The 18,391-nt window shown below is 48.4% G+C and carries 28 protein-coding genes; 21 read left to right on the top strand and 7 right to left on the bottom strand.

Features of this window, described 5'->3' with window-relative positions:
• The 7 genes from HUK38_RS15580 to HUK38_RS04180 form a co-directional block, all read left to right on the top strand.
• The coding region (locus HUK38_RS15580; protein ID WP_182582778.1) for a DUF4351 domain-containing protein at positions 1–174 on the top strand (174 nt) is incomplete at its 5' end.
• Positions 175–225: 51 nt separating this feature from the next.
• Positions 226–411, top strand: a complete 186-nt coding sequence (locus HUK38_RS04155) for a type II toxin-antitoxin system HicA family toxin (protein WP_182582780.1) — start codon at positions 226–228, stop codon at positions 409–411.
• Positions 408–719: a type II toxin-antitoxin system HicB family antitoxin gene (locus tag HUK38_RS04160; protein ID WP_202985509.1), complete on the top strand. Its 312-nt coding sequence runs from the start codon at positions 408–410 to the stop codon at positions 717–719. The genes HUK38_RS04155 and HUK38_RS04160 overlap by 4 nt, the downstream gene beginning before the upstream one ends.
• Positions 716–847, top strand: coding sequence for a hypothetical protein (locus HUK38_RS15350; RefSeq protein ID WP_275285002.1), 132 nt, complete (start codon positions 716–718; stop codon positions 845–847). Before HUK38_RS04160 ends, HUK38_RS15350 begins: the two co-directional genes overlap by 4 nt.
• Positions 848–1,151: 304 nt before the next feature.
• On the top strand, positions 1,152–1,652 hold the full coding sequence (locus HUK38_RS04165; RefSeq protein WP_182582782.1) for a pilin: 501 nt from the start codon (positions 1,152–1,154) through the stop codon (positions 1,650–1,652).
• A 288-nt stretch (positions 1,653–1,940) separates the two neighbouring features.
• Positions 1,941–2,375 carry a DUF29 domain-containing protein gene (locus HUK38_RS04170; RefSeq protein WP_420825162.1) on the top strand — a complete coding sequence of 145 codons (435 nt, stop codon included), beginning with the start codon at positions 1,941–1,943 and terminating at the stop codon, positions 2,373–2,375.
• A gap of 239 nt (positions 2,376–2,614) precedes the next feature.
• Positions 2,615–3,853 carry an RNA-guided endonuclease InsQ/TnpB family protein gene (locus tag HUK38_RS04180; RefSeq protein WP_238787452.1) on the top strand — a complete coding sequence of 413 codons (1,239 nt, stop codon included), beginning with the start codon at positions 2,615–2,617 and terminating at the stop codon, positions 3,851–3,853.
• 415 nt (positions 3,854–4,268) lie between these two features.
• Here the strand turns inward: HUK38_RS04180 and HUK38_RS04185 are convergent, their stop codons facing one another.
• On the bottom strand, positions 4,269–4,550 hold the full coding sequence (locus HUK38_RS04185; RefSeq protein WP_182582785.1) for a type II toxin-antitoxin system YafQ family toxin: 282 nt from the start codon (positions 4,548–4,550) through the stop codon (positions 4,269–4,271).
• On the bottom strand, positions 4,537–4,797 hold the full coding sequence (locus HUK38_RS04190) for a type II toxin-antitoxin system RelB/DinJ family antitoxin (RefSeq protein ID WP_105074971.1): 261 nt from the start codon (positions 4,795–4,797) through the stop codon (positions 4,537–4,539). Before HUK38_RS04190 ends, HUK38_RS04185 begins: the two co-directional genes overlap by 14 nt.
• 192 nt (positions 4,798–4,989) lie before the next feature.
• Here HUK38_RS04190 and HUK38_RS04195 point away from each other — a divergent pair, with 192 nt between their 5' ends.
• Both HUK38_RS04195 and HUK38_RS04200 read left to right on the top strand, forming a co-directional pair.
• Positions 4,990–5,268 carry a BrnT family toxin gene (locus tag HUK38_RS04195; RefSeq protein ID WP_182582787.1) on the top strand — a complete coding sequence of 93 codons (279 nt, stop codon included), beginning with the start codon at positions 4,990–4,992 and terminating at the stop codon, positions 5,266–5,268.
• Positions 5,243–5,446, top strand: coding sequence for a hypothetical protein (locus HUK38_RS04200; RefSeq protein ID WP_182582789.1), 204 nt, complete (start codon positions 5,243–5,245; stop codon positions 5,444–5,446). The genes HUK38_RS04195 and HUK38_RS04200 overlap by 26 nt, the downstream gene beginning before the upstream one ends.
• Before the next feature lie 210 nt (positions 5,447–5,656).
• Here the strand turns inward: HUK38_RS04200 and HUK38_RS04205 are convergent, their stop codons facing one another.
• On the bottom strand, positions 5,657–5,938 hold the full coding sequence (locus tag HUK38_RS04205) for a type II toxin-antitoxin system YafQ family toxin (protein ID WP_182582785.1): 282 nt from the start codon (positions 5,936–5,938) through the stop codon (positions 5,657–5,659).
• Positions 5,925–6,185: a type II toxin-antitoxin system RelB/DinJ family antitoxin gene (locus tag HUK38_RS04210; RefSeq protein WP_105074971.1), complete on the bottom strand. Its 261-nt coding sequence runs from the start codon at positions 6,183–6,185 to the stop codon at positions 5,925–5,927. The genes HUK38_RS04205 and HUK38_RS04210 overlap by 14 nt, the downstream gene beginning before the upstream one ends.
• Positions 6,186–6,516: 331 nt before the next feature.
• Here HUK38_RS04210 and HUK38_RS04215 point away from each other — a divergent pair, with 331 nt between their 5' ends.
• The 12 genes from HUK38_RS04215 (at position 6,517) to HUK38_RS04270 (ending at position 11,043) form a co-directional block, all read left to right on the top strand.
• The gene (locus HUK38_RS04215; RefSeq protein WP_182582791.1) at positions 6,517–6,729 is read left to right on the top strand and encodes a hypothetical protein; all 213 of its coding nucleotides are present in this window, start codon (positions 6,517–6,519) and stop codon (positions 6,727–6,729) included.
• Position 6,730: 1 nt separating this feature from the next.
• Entirely contained in the window at positions 6,731–7,000 is a 270-nt protein-coding gene (locus HUK38_RS04220; protein WP_182582792.1) for a type II toxin-antitoxin system RelE family toxin, read from the top strand.
• 144 nt (positions 7,001–7,144) lie between these two features.
• On the top strand, positions 7,145–7,393 hold the full coding sequence (locus HUK38_RS04225) for a type II toxin-antitoxin system HicA family toxin (protein ID WP_182582794.1): 249 nt from the start codon (positions 7,145–7,147) through the stop codon (positions 7,391–7,393).
• A complete protein-coding gene (locus HUK38_RS04230) occupies positions 7,374–7,586 on the top strand; it encodes a type II toxin-antitoxin system HicB family antitoxin (RefSeq protein ID WP_182582796.1) in 213 nt (70 codons plus the stop codon). The genes HUK38_RS04225 and HUK38_RS04230 overlap by 20 nt, the downstream gene beginning before the upstream one ends.
• 161 nt (positions 7,587–7,747) lie before the next feature.
• Positions 7,748–8,026 (top strand): type II toxin-antitoxin system RelE/ParE family toxin, encoded by a 279-nt coding sequence (locus tag HUK38_RS04235; RefSeq protein ID WP_182582798.1) that lies wholly within the window; start codon positions 7,748–7,750, stop codon positions 8,024–8,026.
• A 15-nt stretch (positions 8,027–8,041) separates the two neighbouring features.
• Entirely contained in the window at positions 8,042–8,368 is a 327-nt protein-coding gene (locus HUK38_RS04240) for a HigA family addiction module antitoxin (protein ID WP_182582800.1), read from the top strand.
• A 154-nt stretch (positions 8,369–8,522) separates the two neighbouring features.
• Positions 8,523–8,795 (top strand): BrnT family toxin, encoded by a 273-nt coding sequence (locus HUK38_RS04245; RefSeq protein ID WP_182582802.1) that lies wholly within the window; start codon positions 8,523–8,525, stop codon positions 8,793–8,795.
• Entirely contained in the window at positions 8,755–9,024 is a 270-nt protein-coding gene (locus HUK38_RS04250) for a BrnA antitoxin family protein (protein WP_182582804.1), read from the top strand. Before HUK38_RS04245 ends, HUK38_RS04250 begins: the two co-directional genes overlap by 41 nt.
• Before the next feature lie 150 nt (positions 9,025–9,174).
• Entirely contained in the window at positions 9,175–9,642 is a 468-nt protein-coding gene (locus HUK38_RS04255; protein ID WP_238787465.1) for a DUF29 domain-containing protein, read from the top strand.
• Between the two features lie 206 nt (positions 9,643–9,848).
• Positions 9,849–10,103 carry a type II toxin-antitoxin system HicA family toxin gene (locus HUK38_RS04260; RefSeq protein WP_182582808.1) on the top strand — a complete coding sequence of 85 codons (255 nt, stop codon included), beginning with the start codon at positions 9,849–9,851 and terminating at the stop codon, positions 10,101–10,103.
• Positions 10,100–10,432 carry a type II toxin-antitoxin system HicB family antitoxin gene (locus HUK38_RS04265; RefSeq protein WP_182582810.1) on the top strand — a complete coding sequence of 111 codons (333 nt, stop codon included), beginning with the start codon at positions 10,100–10,102 and terminating at the stop codon, positions 10,430–10,432. Before HUK38_RS04260 ends, HUK38_RS04265 begins: the two co-directional genes overlap by 4 nt.
• A gap of 137 nt (positions 10,433–10,569) precedes the next feature.
• Positions 10,570–11,043, top strand: a complete 474-nt coding sequence (locus tag HUK38_RS04270) for a DUF29 domain-containing protein (RefSeq protein ID WP_476718482.1) — start codon at positions 10,570–10,572, stop codon at positions 11,041–11,043.
• A gap of 340 nt (positions 11,044–11,383) precedes the next feature.
• Here the strand turns inward: HUK38_RS04270 and HUK38_RS04275 are convergent, their stop codons facing one another.
• The 3 genes from HUK38_RS04275 to HUK38_RS04285 all read right to left on the bottom strand — a co-directional run bounded on the left by HUK38_RS04275 (position 11,384) and on the right by HUK38_RS04285 (position 18,278).
• Positions 11,384–12,304, bottom strand: coding sequence for a general secretion pathway protein GspB (locus HUK38_RS04275; protein ID WP_182582813.1), 921 nt, complete (start codon positions 12,302–12,304; stop codon positions 11,384–11,386).
• Positions 12,305–12,435: 131 nt separating this feature from the next.
• On the bottom strand, positions 12,436–14,361 hold the full coding sequence (locus HUK38_RS04280; RefSeq protein ID WP_182582815.1) for a sensor domain-containing diguanylate cyclase: 1,926 nt from the start codon (positions 14,359–14,361) through the stop codon (positions 12,436–12,438).
• Between the two features lie 122 nt (positions 14,362–14,483).
• Positions 14,484–18,278 (bottom strand): AAA family ATPase, encoded by a 3,795-nt coding sequence (locus HUK38_RS04285; RefSeq protein ID WP_182582817.1) that lies wholly within the window; start codon positions 18,276–18,278, stop codon positions 14,484–14,486.
• Positions 18,279–18,391 lie beyond the last annotated feature (113 nt).

The raw sequence follows: 18,391 nt of genomic DNA on the forward strand, positions 1-18,391 counted from the left end.
CTCCAAAAAACGCGCACTATTCTCAATAAACTACTCCGCCGCCGCTTTGGTGACTTACCCGACTGGGCAGTGAACCGATTAGAACAGGCGAATACTGAGCAATTAGAATTGTGGGCGGAGCAGATTTTTGATGCGAATGATTTGGCAGCGTTGCTCAATATGACGGCGGATTGAATATTCGGCACGTTCCTTATCAATCTACCTTTTTTGATTTATCCTATTGCCATGAACGGTAAACACGTCATCGCTAAACTCGAAGCTGCCGGCTGGACGCTCAAGCGGGTGCGCGGCAGTCACCACCTGATGCAGAAAAATGGCGTCACCGTTCCTGTCCCCGTCCACGGCACAACGGATATTGGGCGCAACTTGCTGGCGGCGCTCGAACGGCAAACCGGAGTCAAATTGAAATGAAAATCGCTTATCCCGCTCGCTTCACGCCACAAGCAGATGGCGGATTTTTCGTGCAATTCGTTGATCTCGACAACGCTTTCACCGAGGGCGCGACCTTAGAAGAGGCACAGTTCAACGCCGCTGAGGTGCTGACGCTGATTCTGGAAGACCGTCTGGAGCGTGGCGACGCCATTCCAGCGCCATCACCGCTCACGCCGGACACCTGCGACATTGCGCCCGAGCCATCAGTCCAGTCAGCCATCCTGTTGCGTCACGCTCGCGGCGAGCGGCCGCTGTCTGATTTGGCGCGGGCGCTGGAAATCTCGTGAGCGGCGGCGCAGCGGCTGGAAAATCCGCGCCATTGGCCGACGCTCAAGCAATTGGATCGGGCGGCGCGAGTACTCGGCAAACGGTTGGTGCGGTCGCTGGAGTGAGTGCGCGCCGGCGATTGGCGTGATCCCCGGGCGCTGCCGCCGTGCGTTTTGTAACACCGTTCGGTTTGGCACTCAGTTCGCAGTGCCATGTTTGCGGTGGCACTCAAAAATGAGTGCCAAATTTGCGGTGGCACTGCTCAGAACAGTGCCACGCACCAGTCGGGCGGCGGGGTTGGCGGGCGGATGTGAGTAACGGCGCGGGTTGGCAAAGTTGGCACGCGATCTGCTCAAGTTTGCCCAAGAGATCGCGGCTTGACTGTCACGTTAATTAAAACCGCCGCGGCTCTTATTTCAATCACAGTCCATTACTCATTCAGGAGTTGACCCATGAAAAAGTATCAACAAGGCTTTACCTTGATCGAACTGATGATCGTTGTGGCGATCATTGGTATTTTGGCAGCAATTGCGATTCCGGCGTATCAGGATTACATCGTACGCACACAGGTGACAGAAGGTTTGAACCTTGCGGCAGAGTTAAAACCCGCAGTAGGTGAGGTACATGGTACTCGTGGGGCGTTTCCTGCAACAAATGCAGACGTTGGTGCAGCTGCAAACACCGATATAACTGGTAATTATGTTGACTCTGTTGGGATTAGTGGTGGTGGAACTACGGGTTCTGTAATTGAGATTACATATAATTCTACTGCGCCTTACAGGGCTAGTGCAAAACTTGGCGGCAAGAAATTAACTCTCACTGCTTGTGAGAATGCCGCTGGGGGCGTGGTATGGGTATGTGGATACGCTACCCCTCCAACAGGTACCAGCAACTGCGGTACGCCTGCAACGAATATTGACGCGAAATATCTTCCTACAGAGTGCCGTCTATAACCTAGCCGCATAGGTTGGGTTGCCAACCGCAACCCAACAAACGACCAACTTGCATTGCAATTGATTTAATTAAACGATTGCCCCCGCAAGTCACACAACCCCCGGAGACGGGGGTTTTTTATTGCGCCAATAATCGTAATTCAGTCAATTTGACTAGCGATCAGTTAAATTTGAACTGCGGATTTAATGCGGTTAAAGCCTCCGATAAAATGGGGGCTTTTTTTATTGGGTGGGAATTAGAATTCGCGTTAAACTGCTGTGTAGGACAATTGAGAGGGATAATGCTGTATGACAATGCACACTTATGACAACGACATTATTGCGTGGGCAAATGAACAGGCGCATTTGCTGCGCAGCGGACGTTTTGACTGTTTAGACATCGTGCATCTCGCTGAGGAAATTGAAGACGTGGGCAAAAGTGAACAACGCGAATTAGCGCACCGCATGGCGGTACTGCTCACCCATTTATTGAAATGGCATTATCAACCTGAACGGCGCGGGGCGAGTTGGGAATGCACCATTCGAGAACAACGGCGGGCATTAACTTTGCGTCTCAAGCGCACACCGAGCCTTAAAGCAATGCTGCGTGATCCTGATTGGTGGGAAGAGATTTGGGCTGATACAATCGCTGCTGCCAGTGTGGAAACTGGTTTAGGGCAGTTTCCCAAACATTGCCCTTGGTCAGTAAATGATATTTTTAATGATGAGTGGTGGCCAGAATAGCAGCGTAGGTTGAGTTGCCAATAGCAACCCAACAAACAAAAACCCCCGGCAACGGTGGTTTTTTGTGCCTAATGACCGGCGGCTTGATTCCCCGCGCTGGAGCACGACACGGACGTCGTGCGACCCCGCAGCGAATTGCGTAACGCAGTGGAGCATGAGCGCCACGGCAATTGAAAACAATTGTCCGCCCCGTCCGGTTTGATTTGCAACGTGTAATAATCAATGCTATTATTCATTGCATGACTAAGTTAATCACTACACAACGCGCTTATCAATTCCGCTATTACCCAACAGCGGAACAGGTAACGGCATTAAATCAATACTTCGGTGCCGCTCGTTGGGTCTGGAATGCGTGTTTGGCATGGCGTTCTCATGCGTATAAAGTGCAGAATGAAAAAGTCACAGGTGTTGACTTTTCGCGTGAATTAACCTTTCTTAAAACGCTAGAGTCATTGGCGTGGTTAAAAGCAACGCCGGCAACCGTTTATGCTCAAGTGCTGCGCGATCAAGACAAAGCATTTGCTAATTTCTTTGCCAAACGCGCTAAATATCCCCGCTTCAAAAAACGCACACACGCGCCCGCTATTCGATTTGCGTTGGATCATCGCGTTATTAAAAACAACTACTGCGCTGGTCAATTATTAAAACTACCCGGTTTAGGTGTCTTAAACATTCGCTGGTCACGGTTGCCGACTGGTATTCCCAAGATGATCACCGTGCGGCGTGATTCATGCGGGCATTATTTTGTCGCGTTCTCTTGTGAAGAAACCATTGCACAATTACCGGCTAACACGAATAGCACCGGTATTGATGTCGGCTTAAAAGATGTTATTGTCACTAAACAAGGCTATAAATCAGGTAATCCCCGTTATTTGCGGCGCTATCAACGGCGCTTAAAATCTGCCCAGCGGCGGTTGAGTAGAAAACAAAAGGGATCACATCGCTGGCAACAACAGCGCGTTAAAGTGGCGCGGATTCACGCCAAGATTCACAATTGCCGACAAGACTTTTTGCATAAGCATACAACGCAATTGGTGCGTCAATACGGCGCGATTTCAATTGAAGATTTGAATATCAAAGGTTTAGTTAAAAACCGACATTTAGCTAAGTCAATGCACGATGCAGCTTTAGGCGAATTGCGGCGGCAATTTGAATACAAGACCGCGTGGTACGGGCGCGATTTGTTTATTGCAGATCGTTTTGCTCCGACCTCAAAAACTTGCTCCAAGTGTAAAGCGGTGATGTCTATTATGCCGCTGCGTATCCGGTATTGGATTTGTCCGGTGTGTGGAGCCTTCCATGATCGAGACGTTAATGCGGCCACGGAAGTAGAAGATTACGCTACGGGCGGTAGGCCCGAATGTTATGCGCATCGAGGGCAACAAGCCCCAAGCGCCCAGCAATTAACGTTGCCGGGAATGCTGGTGCCCATTGAAGTGCGAATCAAACCGGCACGACAGACCGATTGTCATGGATGACAAGCGGGCTGGCGTGAGGGGCGGACTCCAAACCGCCTTCCGACCAAAGAAGAGGAGGCACGCATTCGCGCCGGCATTGCTGCCGACCCCGATGCGGTCGAATTAACTGAGGCGCAGTTGGCTGAACTGCGCCCGTGGTCTGAGATGCGCTCGCAAATAATGAAAGAAAAAAAGGAACAACTTGTCGGGCAATTGATTGAATAAACGATTGCCCCTGCAAGTCACACAACCCCCGGCAACGGGGGTTTTTTATTGCGCCAATAATCGTAATTCAGTCAATTTGACTAGCGATCAGTTAAATTTGAACTGCGGATTTAATGCGGTTAAAGCCTTCGATGAAATGGGGGCTTTTTTATTGGGTGGGAATTGAGATATTCGAGCAGGATTGAATCGTTTTGCGCTGCTCGCTCAATGTTCATAAACCTAGCATACTGTGAGAACCGAGGCGCACAAGTTGCAATGTGTTGTCATCCGGTTTTCGATAAATGAGTACTAAATCCGGTTTGACATGGCAATCCCGATACTCTTCCCAATGACCATTGAGCGCATGATCGCGGTACTTCGGAGCCAGCGACTCATCTTCAGCCAGTATTTTAATGAGAGCAATAAAATCTTCTTGCAGCGCCAGGCGATGTAAACCCTTAGCTTCGCGTTTCAAATCACGCTTGAACTGAGTCGTTTGTTTAATGATTCGCATCCAGCACCGCTTGTAATTGGTCGAGAGTGACGGATTCCAGATTGTCTTTCTGCGCTTCCTTCATCGCTAAAATAGTAGCGGAGTTTGGTATTAGCGGCTCAAACGGCAGTACTTTTTCATGGGCGATGTGAATCAATAAAATGCGCAAAGCGTCTGACACTGTCAACCCCATCGTTGCAAGCACAGCGCTGGCTTCTTCTTTAATGTCCGTATCAATGCAAGCGCGAACAACAGTATTTGTTGGCATGATTTTATTCTCTGGTAGCGTAGCAATATAGGTTGGGTTGCCAATAGTAACCCAACAAACGACCAACTTGCATTGCAATTGATTTAATTAAACGATTGCACCCGCAAGTCACACAACCCCCGGAGACGGGGGTTTTTTGTGCCTAATGACCGGCGGCTTGATTCCCCGCGCTGAGGTGTTTAGGCTTTAACTATGAAGATTGGGTTTGATTCAGAAAAAGACCGCCGCAACATTGCCAAGCATGGCGTGTCGTTGGCGTTGGCGGCAGATTTGGAGTGGGATCAGATGGTGTGCCGCGAAGATCATCGGGAAGACTATGGCGAGCTTCGGCTGCAATGCTTCGCACCCATCGCAGATCGGCTGTATTGCCTGATTTGCACCGAAAACGACGACAACTACAGAGCAATTAGCCTGCGAGAGGCTACACCGCAAGAGGTTAAGTATTATGTACGTTACAGACAGCACAGGTAGAGCATACCGCCTCCCAACCGCCGCAGAAGAGGCGCGCATTTGCGCCGGCATTGCTGCCGACCCCGATGCGGTCGAATTAACTGAGGCGCAGTTGGCTGAACTGCGCCCGTGGTCTGAGATGCGCTCGCAAATAATGAAAGAAAAAAAGGAACAACTTGTCGGGCAATTGATTGAATAAACGATTGCCCCTGCAAGTCACACAACCCCCGGCAACGGGGGGTTTTATTGCGCCAATAATCGTAATTCAGTCAATTTGACTAGCGATCAGTTAAATTTGAACTGCGGATTTAATGCGGTTAAAGCCTTCGATGAAATGGGGGCTTTTTTATTGGGTGGGAATTGAGATATTCGAGCAGGATTGAATCGTTTTGCGCTGCTCGCTCAATGTTCATAAACCTAGCATACTGTGAGAACCGAGGCGCACAAGTTGCAATGTGTTGTCATCCGGTTTTCGATAAATGAGTACTAAATCCGGTTTGACATGGCAATCCCGATACTCTTCCCAATGACCATTGAGCGCATGATCGCGGTACTTCGGAGCCAGCGACTCATCTTCAGCCAGTATTTTAATGAGAGCAATAAAATCTTCTTGCAGCGCCAGGCGATGTAAACCCTTAGCTTCGCGTTTCAAATCACGCTTGAACTGAGTCGTTTGTTTAATGATTCGCATCCAGCACCGCTTGTAATTGGTCGAGAGTGACGGATTCCAGATTGTCTTTCTGCGCTTCCTTCATCGCTAAAATAGTAGCGGAGTTTGGTATTAGCGGCTCAAACGGCAGTACTTTTTCATGGGCGATGTGAATCAATAAAATGCGCAAAGCGTCTGACACTGTCAACCCCATCGTTGCAAGCACAGCGCTGGCTTCTTCTTTAATGTCCGTATCAATGCAAGCGCGAACAACAGTATTTGTTGGCATGATTTTATTCTCTGGTAGCGTAGCAATATAGATTGGATCGCCAATCGTAACCTAAAAACAACTGTTTTGCACTGCAAGCAAAACGACTGGTAACGGGGGTTTTATTGCGCCAACAATCGTGATGCAGCAGCGTAGGTTGGGTTGCCAATTGCAACCCAACCAATGACCAACTTGTCGGGCAATTGATTTAATAAACGATTGCACCCGCAAATCACCCAACCCCCGGCAACGGGGGTTTTTTATTGGGTGGGAATTGGGTTAGAGTGATGGGTGGGAGCTGTGCTGATTTGCAAACAGCACTCTGTTTTAACAACCATGCAGTGAACAACACATGAGCAGTGAATACTTAGATCAACAAACATTGCGTCTTTTAATTGAAGAAGCAGTGCATACAGCGCTCGTTAATCACCGTGACCTCATTGAAGCAGCGGTGAGTGAAGCAATTTTAGATTTGAAATTTGGTCTTGCCATTGAAGCAGGCGATCAACATGATTATGTTGCCGCTAATGTCATTTGGGCAAAATTAAACGACACAGCACCATGATATGCGGTTAATTTACACGCAAAGTTTTAATCGTGATCTTGATAAAATTGCTCACTTGCCAGTCATTAAACGACGATTAGCAAATCTGTTATTGCTATTGCAAAACGCGACTACTTTGACTGAATTATCTGATGTAAAGAAATTGCAGGGCTATGATGATTACTACCGTATTCGCATTGGCGATTACCGACTTGGATTGAAAACAGGTGAACACCACATTGAAATCATACGCTTTCTGCACCGTAAAGACATTTATCGTCAATTTCCGTGACGAATTGCCAATCACAATCCAACCAACGACCAACTTGCATTGCAATTGATTTAATAAAACGATTGCACTCGCAAGCACCACAACCCCCGGAGACGGGGGTTTTTATTTAATGCAAAAATAGGACAATGCCAGTATTGTTAACAAATGACTAAATACACTAAACAATTGCAATCATTAAAACAACACCCACATAACGTGCGCTTTGATGATGCTTGTCATATTGCTGAAAGCCTCGGTTTTATACGGCGCGGCGGCAAAGGTTCACATCAGACTTACGGTAAAGAGAACGAACCAATTTTATTGAATTTTCAAAATCGGCACGGCTATATTCCCACCTATCAAGCCAAACAACTGTTAATCATGGTAGAAAAATATGCAGCCTTATTTGATTGAAATGTTGTGGAGCGCAGAAGATAATGCGTATTTGTGTATTGCGCCAGATTTACCGGGTTGTAGTGCAGTTGGTGATACACCCGTTGAAGCAGTGCGTGAAATGCAAGATGCAATGACGGCATGGCTAGAGGCGTGTGTTGCAATGGGGCGTGAACAACCACAACCAATAGCGCAATTCCGGCGGGTCGCATAGCCGCGCCAATTGAGTTGCCAATCACAACCCAACCAATGACCAACTTGTCGGGCAATTGATTGAATAAAACGATTGCCTCCCCCCGCAAGCACCACAACCCCCGGCAACGGGGTTTTTTATTAAGTTAAACAATTGTGCCGGCGGGCACTGAACCTGCTAGAATGATTAAAAGTTTTCGGCATCGTGGTATTGAACAATTCTTTTTAACTGGTTCAAAAGCCGGGATTCAACCACATCATGCCGCAAAGTTAGCCCGTCTTTTGCACCAACTCAATCGTGCCAAACAACCCGCAGATATGAATCTACCCGGCTGGCGATTACATCCATTAACAGGTCAATTAAACGGTCACTGGTCTGTTTGGGTCAATGGTAATTGGCGCTTGATCTTTACATTTCAAGATGACAATGCTGCACTGGTTGATTATCAGGATTATCATTAAATAAACGCAACGATTATGATGCACAACCCCCCACATCCGGGCGAAACGTTACGCGAAGATGTTTTGCCAGCACTTGGATTAACCATTAGTGCGGCGGCACGTCAACTCGGCGTCAGTCGCACGGTGTTATCACGCATTTTGCGCGGACGAACTGGTATTTCACCCGATATGGCGCGGCGTATTGAAGCGTGGCTCGGAATAGAACGCGGTGGACGAGCGGATATTTGGCTAGGAATGCAAATGGATTATGACCTATGGCAAGCACGCCAGCGTCCATTAACCGCAATTGAAAAAGCACCAGATTACCCAATGGCACCAGGTTGCCAATCACAACCCAACTAATGATCAAATTGTCGGGCAATTGATTTAATTAAACGATTGCACCCGCAAATCACAGAACCCCCGGCAACGGGGGTTTTTATTTGGGCGGGAATTGGGTTAGAGTGGTGGGTGGAATCGTTGATAAAATATGAGTAGAGGTGTCTAATCTCAATTCATGGAAATCGAATTTGATCCAGATAAACGCAATAAAACTCTTATTGAACGCGGCTTGGATTTTGCCGATGCGCATCAAATTTTTGCCGGACGATATTTTACCGCCGCAGATACCCGTGAAAATTATGGTGAATTGCGTTACATCACGGTTGGTCAATTGCATGATCGGATGGTGGTGATAGTCTGGACACCGCGTGGCAATCATCGTCGTATTATCAGCATGAGAAAAGCAAATGAACGCGAAAGAAAACGTTACAGCAACCGACTGGATTGATCCAGACGACGCCCCCGAACTCACGGATGATTTTTTTGCTCAAGCGGATGAGTACATTGGTAATCAATTGATACGTCGCGGTTGTACCCAAACGGAAAATACAACGCAGGCGTTGACGATTGCTTATGATAACGATGTCATTGCAGCATTCAAAGCGACCGGAGAAGGCTGGGAAGCGCGTATGAATATGGCATTGCGCGATTGGCTCAATTCCCATTTGTTGAATTAAATAGGTTGTCTGCATTAGTCGGGTGCCCAATCACAATCTAACCAATGACCAACTTGTCGGGCAATTGATTTAATTAAACGATTGCCCCCCGCAAATCACACAACCCCTAGCGACGGGGGTTTTTATTTGTGCGTGAATTGCGTTAGAGTAATGGGTGGAATCGTTGATGAGAGAGAACACGGTATGCAACCGCATAACTATGATGATGACGTGATTGCGTGGGCAAATGAACAAGCGCAGTTTTTGCGCAGCGGACGTTTTGATTGTTTAGATATTCAACACCTCGCCGATGAGATTGAAGACGTGGGCAAAAGTGAACAACGCGAATTAGCACATCGCATGGCGGTATTACTCACACATTTATTAAAATGGTATTATCAACCGGAACGGCGCGGGGCGAGTTGGGCGCGCACGATTCGAGAACAACGGCGGGCATTAACGTTGCGTCTCAAGCGTACACCGAGCCTCAAAGCAATGCTGCGTGATCCTGATTGGTGGGAAGAAATGTGGGCAGATGCAGTTGCTGCTGCAATCGCCGAAACTGGATTGAATATCTTTCCTGAACACTGTGCTTGGACGCCAAATGAGATTCTGACTCCAGAGTGGTTGCCAGAATAGAGAATAGATTGAATTGACAATCACAACCCCATTAATGACTAACTCGCAGAGCAATTGATTGAATTAAACGATTGCCCCCGCAAGTCACACAACCCCCGGAGACGGGGTTTTTTGTTGGGTGGGGATTGGTTTAATGCGGGCTGGCGTGAGGGGCGGACTCCAAAGACTGATTTGTGCATAGTATTATTTTTTGATACTGTCAGGGCATGAACAGTACGCACCGCAAGACGCTCGCGGCGATTTTCGCCAACCCCATCAACGGCAACCTGCCGTGGCGCAAAATTGAAGCGCTGTTGTTAGCCGTCGGCGCGCAGAAAGATGAAGGTGCTGGTGCGGCCGTGACATTTTTTCTCAACGGTCAGCGCGCCGACTTCCACCGTCCGCATCCACAAAAAGAAGCGCTGAAATATCGAATTAAAGCCGTGCGTGAATTGCTCGAAAACGCTGGAATCGAACCATGAATGCAATGACTTATCGCGGCTATGCTGCGCGTATTGAATACGATGCCGAAGATCGAATCTTTGTCGGCCGCTTGGCCGGTATTAAAGATATTGTCGTATTTCACGGCACCACCGTTGATGAATTAGAAACAGCTTTCCACGAAACCGTTGATCATTATTTGGAGGTCAGCGCCCGCACTGGGCGTCCGGCACAAAAACCGTATTCGGGGCGGCTATTGCTACGCATTGATCCAGAAACGCACGCCGCAATGGCAGTTGCCGCCGAATTGTCTGGTTTGAGCCTGAACCAGTGGGCAGTTGGTGCGCTGAAGAATGCTGTGCAACATTAGCCGCAGCAATTGAATTGCCAATTACAACCCAACCAATGAACAACGTGTCGGGTAATTGATTTAATAAACGATTGCCGCCGCAAGTCACACAACCCCGGCAACGGGGTTTTTATTTGCGCATGAATTGAGTTAGAGTGGTGGGTGGAATCGTTGATGAGAGAGAACACGGTATGACACTGCACACCTATGATGATGACGTGATTGCGTGGGCAAATGAACAGGCGCAGTTTTTGCGCAGCGGACATTTTGATTGTTTAGATATTCAACATCTCGCCGATGAGATTGAAGACGTGGGCAAAAGTGAACAACGCGAATTAGCACATCGCATGTCAGTGCTACTCACGCATTTATTAAAATGGCATTATCAACCAAAACGGCGCGGGGCGAGTTGGGAATGCACTATTCGGGAACAACGGCGGGTATTGTCACGCCGTCTGCAAAAGACGCCGAGCTTAAAAACATGCCTTAATGATTCTGATTGGTGGGAAGATGTTTGGCTAGATACCAGAACTGAAACTGCTAAAGAAACAAAAATGGGGTTTAATCAGTTTCCAGAATATTGTCCCTGGTTAATTAGCGATGTTTTGAATCCCGAGTGGTGGCCGGAATAGATTAAGCTGCCAATCACACCCCAACCAATGACCAACTCGCGGGGCAACTGATTGAATGAAACGATTGCCATCGCAAGTCACACAACCCCCGGCAACGGGGTTTTTTATTAGGCGGGAATTGGGTTAGAGTGGTGGGTAAGGGAATGTGCTGGCACACTGTTTTTCACCAGCATTACAAAAGGGATTAAGCAAATTGCCAGCGCTGTGGCACGGGTATTCAATTCAGTGCGGTGCTTCGCATGAGGTTATTTAATAAAACCAGTTGCCAAAAATGGTCTTTAATCTTAAATACACAACGCATTACAAGTCATGTTCAAAACAAAAATATTAAAATTAGCATTTAGCGGGCTTGAAAAAATTCACGTCCTTGATAATTCAAAACCACGCCATTTGGCAGAATTTCTTTTAATGTCACACCCTCGGATGTTGTGTCCCGTTCACGCATTTTGCGGTGATTCAAATAAATAAAACGTTGGCGTGGATCACGATGATAAACATGCACAGTCATGGTTAATGTTAATTCGGGACGCGCCGCGGTATTCGGCGACTTTTTTGCGGTAATTGGCGCCGACTGCACACCAATATCACGACTGGGTGAGCGCGCCTCATCAGTATGCGTCGCCGCTGTCACAACCGTGCGCGATGGTGGCGGATTGCGGCGAATTTCATGCTTAAACGCCTCAATATCGGCGCGGATGTCCGCCGGGATTTGCTGCGGCGGTATCGGTGGCAACGCCGACCGAGCGGGCGATTTTGGCGCGGTTGAAGCGTGCGGTGGGGGCGGGGGCGACTTGCGCGGGCGCTGCTTAACTGGCGGCGCGGCATCCAATTCGGCAAGCGCCGCCGCGATCTCCGCCTCAGTTTGACGCAAAACCGCCTGCCGCAACTCATCCGCCCCGCGGGTCAACGGTGGGCGCTGTTCAGCCGCATCGGGCGCCGGCACGACCACCACCATAGGCGACGGCGGATTGATTGATGCAGGTGAATTGATTGATGTAGGCGGATTGATTGCCGGAGCAATTGGCACCGGGTCAGGTGTGATTGGTACAGGTGGCAAGGGTAATGGACGCAATAATAAATAAACCGCAATTGCCAATGCTGCGCTGGCTAATAACAACGCACTAATCATACCCCAAAACTGCCAGCGTGAATAGAATGGCTGGACATCATCAATGTCAAAATACGTCGCAGTGACATGCGGCACTTGACCTAATGCCCGCGTGTGTTGCGATTTTTTTAATGCTTCCAAAATGTAAGACATGTTGAAGACTATTTAATTACTTGTCCTATTAAAAAACCACTGTCATCCTCAGGCACTATGATTAAATCATCATACAGCACGATGCCATCCTATTCATCATTATTATCTCATACTCCTGTCCAATAAGCCGTTTAATACACTGGCATGTCAGCAACCACAACACAATTCCGTCCGTCCGCTTTGGCTTGATATAATGCTTGATCGGCACGGTGCATTAACTCATCTAAAGATTCTAATGAATGCGCTAATTCTGCTACACCACCGGTAATAGTTACCGTCACTGATGATGCGTTGAATTGTAGGGGCGTGGTGGTCATGGCAATACGAATACGTTCCACCACTTGAGTGCCCTGTTCACCATTCGTTTCAGGTAATAATAACGCAAATTCATCACCACCAAGCCGGGCAACAACATCTACATCGCGCACGATTGATTGACAGGTATGGGTTAATTGAATGAGCGCCGCATCGCCCGCCGCATGACCGTATTGATCATTGATTTGTTTGAAATAATCAAAATCTAATAAAGCCAGCGTCATACCGTGCTGAAAACGTTGGGCGCGTTTTAATTCGGCTTGCGCGGTATAAATAAAATAGCGCCGGTTGAAAGCACCAGTTAATTCGTCAGTCATTGCCTGCTGTTGTAATTCCGCTTGCAATTTTTTGCGGTCGGTAATATCGCGCCATGTTGTAAAAAAAGTCTTTTTACCATTCAGTGTAATAATAGCTAATGACACTTCAACATGAATATATTGACCATCAAAACGCCGATGCATCCATTCAAACTGATTACGCCCATTCTCTTGCGCTTCGACTAATTTTTCTAGTGCTAGGCTCACAGATAACTGACCATTTGCCTGATATTCAGGGGATAATTCTGCTGGCATTTTTCCAATAATTTGGTCGCGCTGTCCGCCTAACATCATTTCGGCAGTATGATTACAATCAATAAAATAACCACCTTGAATCATTAGATACGCATCGGGTGAATCCATAAATAAAATGCGATATTTTTCTTCACTATCACGCAAGGCTTGTTCGGCATATTTTTGCTGCGTAATATCACGCACAACACTGATGACATGAGCCATTTCTTGCAATTGAATAATTTTAGCCGAAATCGCAGCAATACGACGACTGCCATCTTGGTGACAAAACTTACTCTCAATATGATTGCATGCTCCCTGTGTTGCCAGTAATGCCATGACCTTATGACAATCATGCGGATCATCCCACAATTTGAGATCAAGCGGTGTTTTACCTAAAACCTCGGTGCGAGATAACCCAGTCATTGCACTAAAGCCATCATTCACTAAAGTAATTTTACCATCAATATAACGTGTAATTAAAAACGCATTTGGACTGGTGTTAAAAATCAATTTCAAATTATCATGGGCTTCGTTATTTTCGGCTTGTAAACGTTGATTGATTAGAACGATAAACCCAAATGTCCACAAAATACTGACAATAAAACTACTTAAATAAGTGCTGACTTGTACCAACGATGGCGTGAATAAATCTCCAACAGGGCCGCCTAACAGTGGACTAATGCCGCGTACCAGTAGAAACAAGCCATAGCTAAAAAAAACAAACCCTAAAAATCTGGCGGCTTCGGCAATAGCGCGGGTTTTGTACACCGATAACGCATGTGTCATTAAAAAACAAAACAACGCTAATCCAAATGAAATATTAATGCGGCGGGCGAATAGACTGTCATCAAAATAGGTGAAATAAAGCGAAATGGATGTGTAGATAATACTGCTAACAAGCAACAACGGCAGGTTGGCGCGGCGATTAAGAAACCGTAATACGCCAATGTATAGCAACAGCAGGCTAATAAAAAAGAGTAAATTGTTTGCAGAAATAGCGAGTAATTTTATTGGACCAGCACGCAAATAAGTAAATGCAAACCCCAGTGAAAAAGCTAATGTCCCTAATACCCACCAGCCAGTGCCAACACAACTGCGCCCAATGCGATATTGCAGGAATAGCGCAATTACTAACAATAAGTTTGACACCATTAACACAACCGTTAAAGTATAAATGTCTAATTGCATGTATCCTGTATCTCTGTTGTTTATAAAATGATGTTGTTAAAAGATGACGATACGCATCAGTCACACCTGAAATGATAGATTTTTAACTACGCCGTATTCAATCACGCACCACCTGATGCTATTTAACGCCCGCGTATTTCAATTCGACTCCGTCCACCGCTATGCCGCTGCAAATACACCTGCACCCCAATCCGTTCGGTCATTTCCTGTAAATGAGAAATCACGCCAACTTTACGCCCCTGCGCTTGCAACCGATCTAATGCGTCTAATGCCACACGCAAGGTCTCTGCATCCAAACTACCAAAGCCTTCATCAATAAATAATGATTCCACTTTAACACGATGTGATGATAATGATGCCAATCCTAACGCCAATGCCAATGCCACCAGAAATGATTCACCACCTGATAAAGAATGCACCGACCGCCGCTCATCACCCATATCCTGATCGATGACTTCTAATCCCAATCGCCCGCCCTCACGTTCTAACCGATAACGCGGCGTGATTTCAATTAAATGCCGATTAGCATACCCCAGCAAAATATCCAATGTTAATTGCTGCGCATAATTGCGAAACTTTTTACCGTCAGCTGATCCAATCACCTCGTTTAATTCCTGCCACCGCCGAGTTATATTTGCTTGGTTAATAGATCGCACCCGTAATTTAATTGAATCTGCCGCCCGCGCATCATCCTGCCGTCGCACAAATTCACATTCGTTCATTTGCTTGCGCAGGTGTTCTAATTCAGCATTCAATTGCACTTGCTGCTGCGTTAATTGTTCACAACTGACATTTGAATCGCGTTGCCGTGCGTGTTGTTGACACTGCCACTGCCGATCATTCAATAATAATTCAGCTTGATTCAATGCTGTTTTCAATGCCTGCAATGCCGCCTGCTCCCGCGCCATCCAATAATGATCGTGCGCTAATAACTGCCGCAACGTCGCCAAATCAATTGCCATCACTGCCGGCATTTCTATTATCATTTCGCCTGTGATGTCCAATGGTGGCGCATTTAACCACTGTTGTAATACCGCGACAGAGTGCGTCGCTGCCTGCTCCCGCTCCGCCAGTTGCGCCACCGCCGCCGTCACCTTTTCATCGGCGCTGACCAACGCCTGCCGCGCCGTTTGTACCGCTGCAACATGTTGCTCATACACCGCCCGTGCCGCCTCAACCGCCGTCGTCAGTCGCGCTGTCACCGTCGCTACCGCCTCACCATTCAACAACTTGCGCCGCTGGTGTTGCCAATTCGTCAACTGTTGCGTCAATGACGCAAACGTCGTCGTCGCCCGCTCGACCTGCCCCTGACGTTCTGCCGCCGTCACTTGCGCATTCGCCAAATTAAGCACGACCTGCGCCAATGTTCGCTGCTGATCAGTCGCCCGCTGCTGGTGCGCAAGCCACGTCTGCGCCGCCTGTTGTTGGTGTAAATAAAACTGTTGCATATCTGCCAACCACTGCACCCGCCACGCGGTTTGACCTGACAAATTCGACGACTCAGCCCCCGCAAATGCACCGTCCAACCCGCTTAAATACTGATCTAATTGCTGTTGCAAATCAGCCAGACGCGCTGTGTGCTGCAAAACCAACTGTTGTAACTGCGCTAAATCTGCCTGTTGTTTGCCCAACCTTACTTGACTAACCTGCTGCCGCTGTTGCAACTGATTGACCTGTGCCTGCGCCCGCTCGACCGTCTTAACTCGTTGACGTTGCACCGATTCTGCCTCTTTAAGCGCCGTCAATTCGCGGCGCACCGCCTGCTGTTGCTGCGCCAACCACGCCGCCCGCGCTGGCGGGTCAATTGCCGCCAATTCGGTCACGAGTGGTTGTGTTTGCCACACCTGTTCCAATTGCGCAACAGTCGCCGTCACCGGCCCCAGCGCTGCATCAAGTTCCACCGCCCGCTGCCGTTGCGTGACCGCCTGCGTTTGCCAACTCGCCTCAGTCGCCAGCGCCGCATCAAATTGGTCACGCAACGTCCGCACCCGCGCCTGATATTCGGACAGCACCTGCGGCGATATTGCTGTTAATTCAACAAGATAGGGATGCGCCGTCGCCCCGCACACCGGACAAGGTTCCCCCGCCAACAACTGCGCCCGCAACGCGACGGTGTGTTCAGCGGCGGTCAATTCCACCTGTCGCAACGCCTGTTCCGCCTGCGCCAACTCCGCAGTCAACGTCTGACGTTGCTGCACAATCGCCGCCAATTGCGGCACGTTCGCGTCCAATGCCACCGTGATCGCGTCCAATTCGGCACATAATTCGCGCTGCCGCTGCAAGTGCGCAGTCAACTGCGACCAACACTGTTCGGCGTTGTGTAATTGGTCACGACGCATTTCCGCTACACTGCGCTGATTTGCCAACTGATCGGCATCCTGTTGTTCAGCTGCAACATGCGCACTATTCAACACAACCATTGCCGCGTCTAACTGCGCCACCAGTTCAGCATGAGCGCCCGCAGCCGCTGTAACCTGTTGTTCTTGTTGACTTTTATCTGATTGCACCTGCGCCAACTCAGCGGTGAGCGCCGCTACTTGCGATTGCAACGCGGCTGCACTGGTCAGCAGGTGATCCCAGTGCGACCAATCCCGCGCCAGTGCTGACAAATGCGCGTGATCCGCCAACCAAGTGACCAGCGTCTGCTGCTCAGAGTGCAACTGGTCATGGTCATGTTGCAACTGTGCGACCTGTTGATTTGACGCAACAGATGACTGCTCGGCCGTCGCCACAGCCGCTTGCGCAGCCGCGTAACTTGGTTGTAAAGCCGCCACAGCCGCGTCCAATTCCCGCGCCCGATCAAGGTCAGGCGTCATCGCGGTACGTTGTTGCTCGGCTTGCGCCATTGCATCCACTGCTGTGGCCAGCGCACATTCTAACTTGTGTCGCTGATCTGCAACAGCGGTGCGCTGTTGTTGTAAAGTTGTCAAGTGTTGCTGTTGACGCGACAATTGCATCTGCGCCTCATCATGCGCAGTCAAGAGCGGTCGGGCGGTTTGCGCGGTACGCATTAATTGCAATTGATAACGGCGCGGTGCGGCCGCTGCATCATTCAATTGCGCATCAGTCAATTGCTGCTGTGCAATTCGTTCTAATTGCGCTAATTCATCAGCGCGATGATGCCAATCTAATTGCTGTTTAATTGCATTAATGCGATTTTCAATTGCCACATTGATTGCCCGCGTCGCCGCTAAACGCTGTTCTAATTGCGCCCGCTCCGAATAAGACAGTGGTTGTTGTTCAGCGTGTTGACGCGCTAAACTATCCAGACGTTGTTGCTCATCTTTAGCACGATAAAAGGCACGATGAGAGAGCGCGCTGTACAATTCTAATCCAGTCAGTGTTTCTAATAATTCGGCACGTTCATTATCATTCGCTTTCAAAAAGGCCGCGAAATCATTCTGTGCTAATAACACCGAGCGGGTGAATTGTTCAAACGATAAACCGAGCCGTTCAATCATGGCAGTCTGCACTTCGGTTTTCGTGTGAGCAATGCGTTGACCAGCGAGCGTGTGTAATGTATGTTCAGCGAATTGCAATTTACCGCGCCCATGCGCACGGCGGACACTCCAGCGGGCGCGATAGATGTCATTATCATTGCCAATAAAATCCACTTCGGCAAACCCATTGCTGGTGCCGCGTCTTAATAAGGTGCGGGCATCACGCGGAGCAATGGTATCTAATGAAACTGATTGTGTAACTGCGGCGTTTTTATTCGCACTTGGGGCGCGTTGTAATCGGGGTGTTTGTCCATACAATGCTAAACAGAGTGTATCGAGTAAGGTACTTTTACCCGCGCCAGTGGCGCCGCAAATTGCAAATAATCCTGCATTAACTAATGGTGGCTGTTGAAAATCTAATTCAAATTCGCCAGCGAGTGACGCTAAATTCAGACCGCGAATAGCGAGTATTTTCATTGCTATCATTACCTTGTTAAATTATTCACTGCCATCAACCAAGTGAACCGCATCGCTTAAATCACCACCATCATTCAACTTGACTTAGATCAAGGCGGGACATCGGGCAGTCG

Source organism: Thiospirillum jenense, assembly GCF_014145225.1.
Lineage (GTDB): Bacteria > Pseudomonadota > Gammaproteobacteria > Chromatiales > Chromatiaceae > Thiospirillum > Thiospirillum jenense.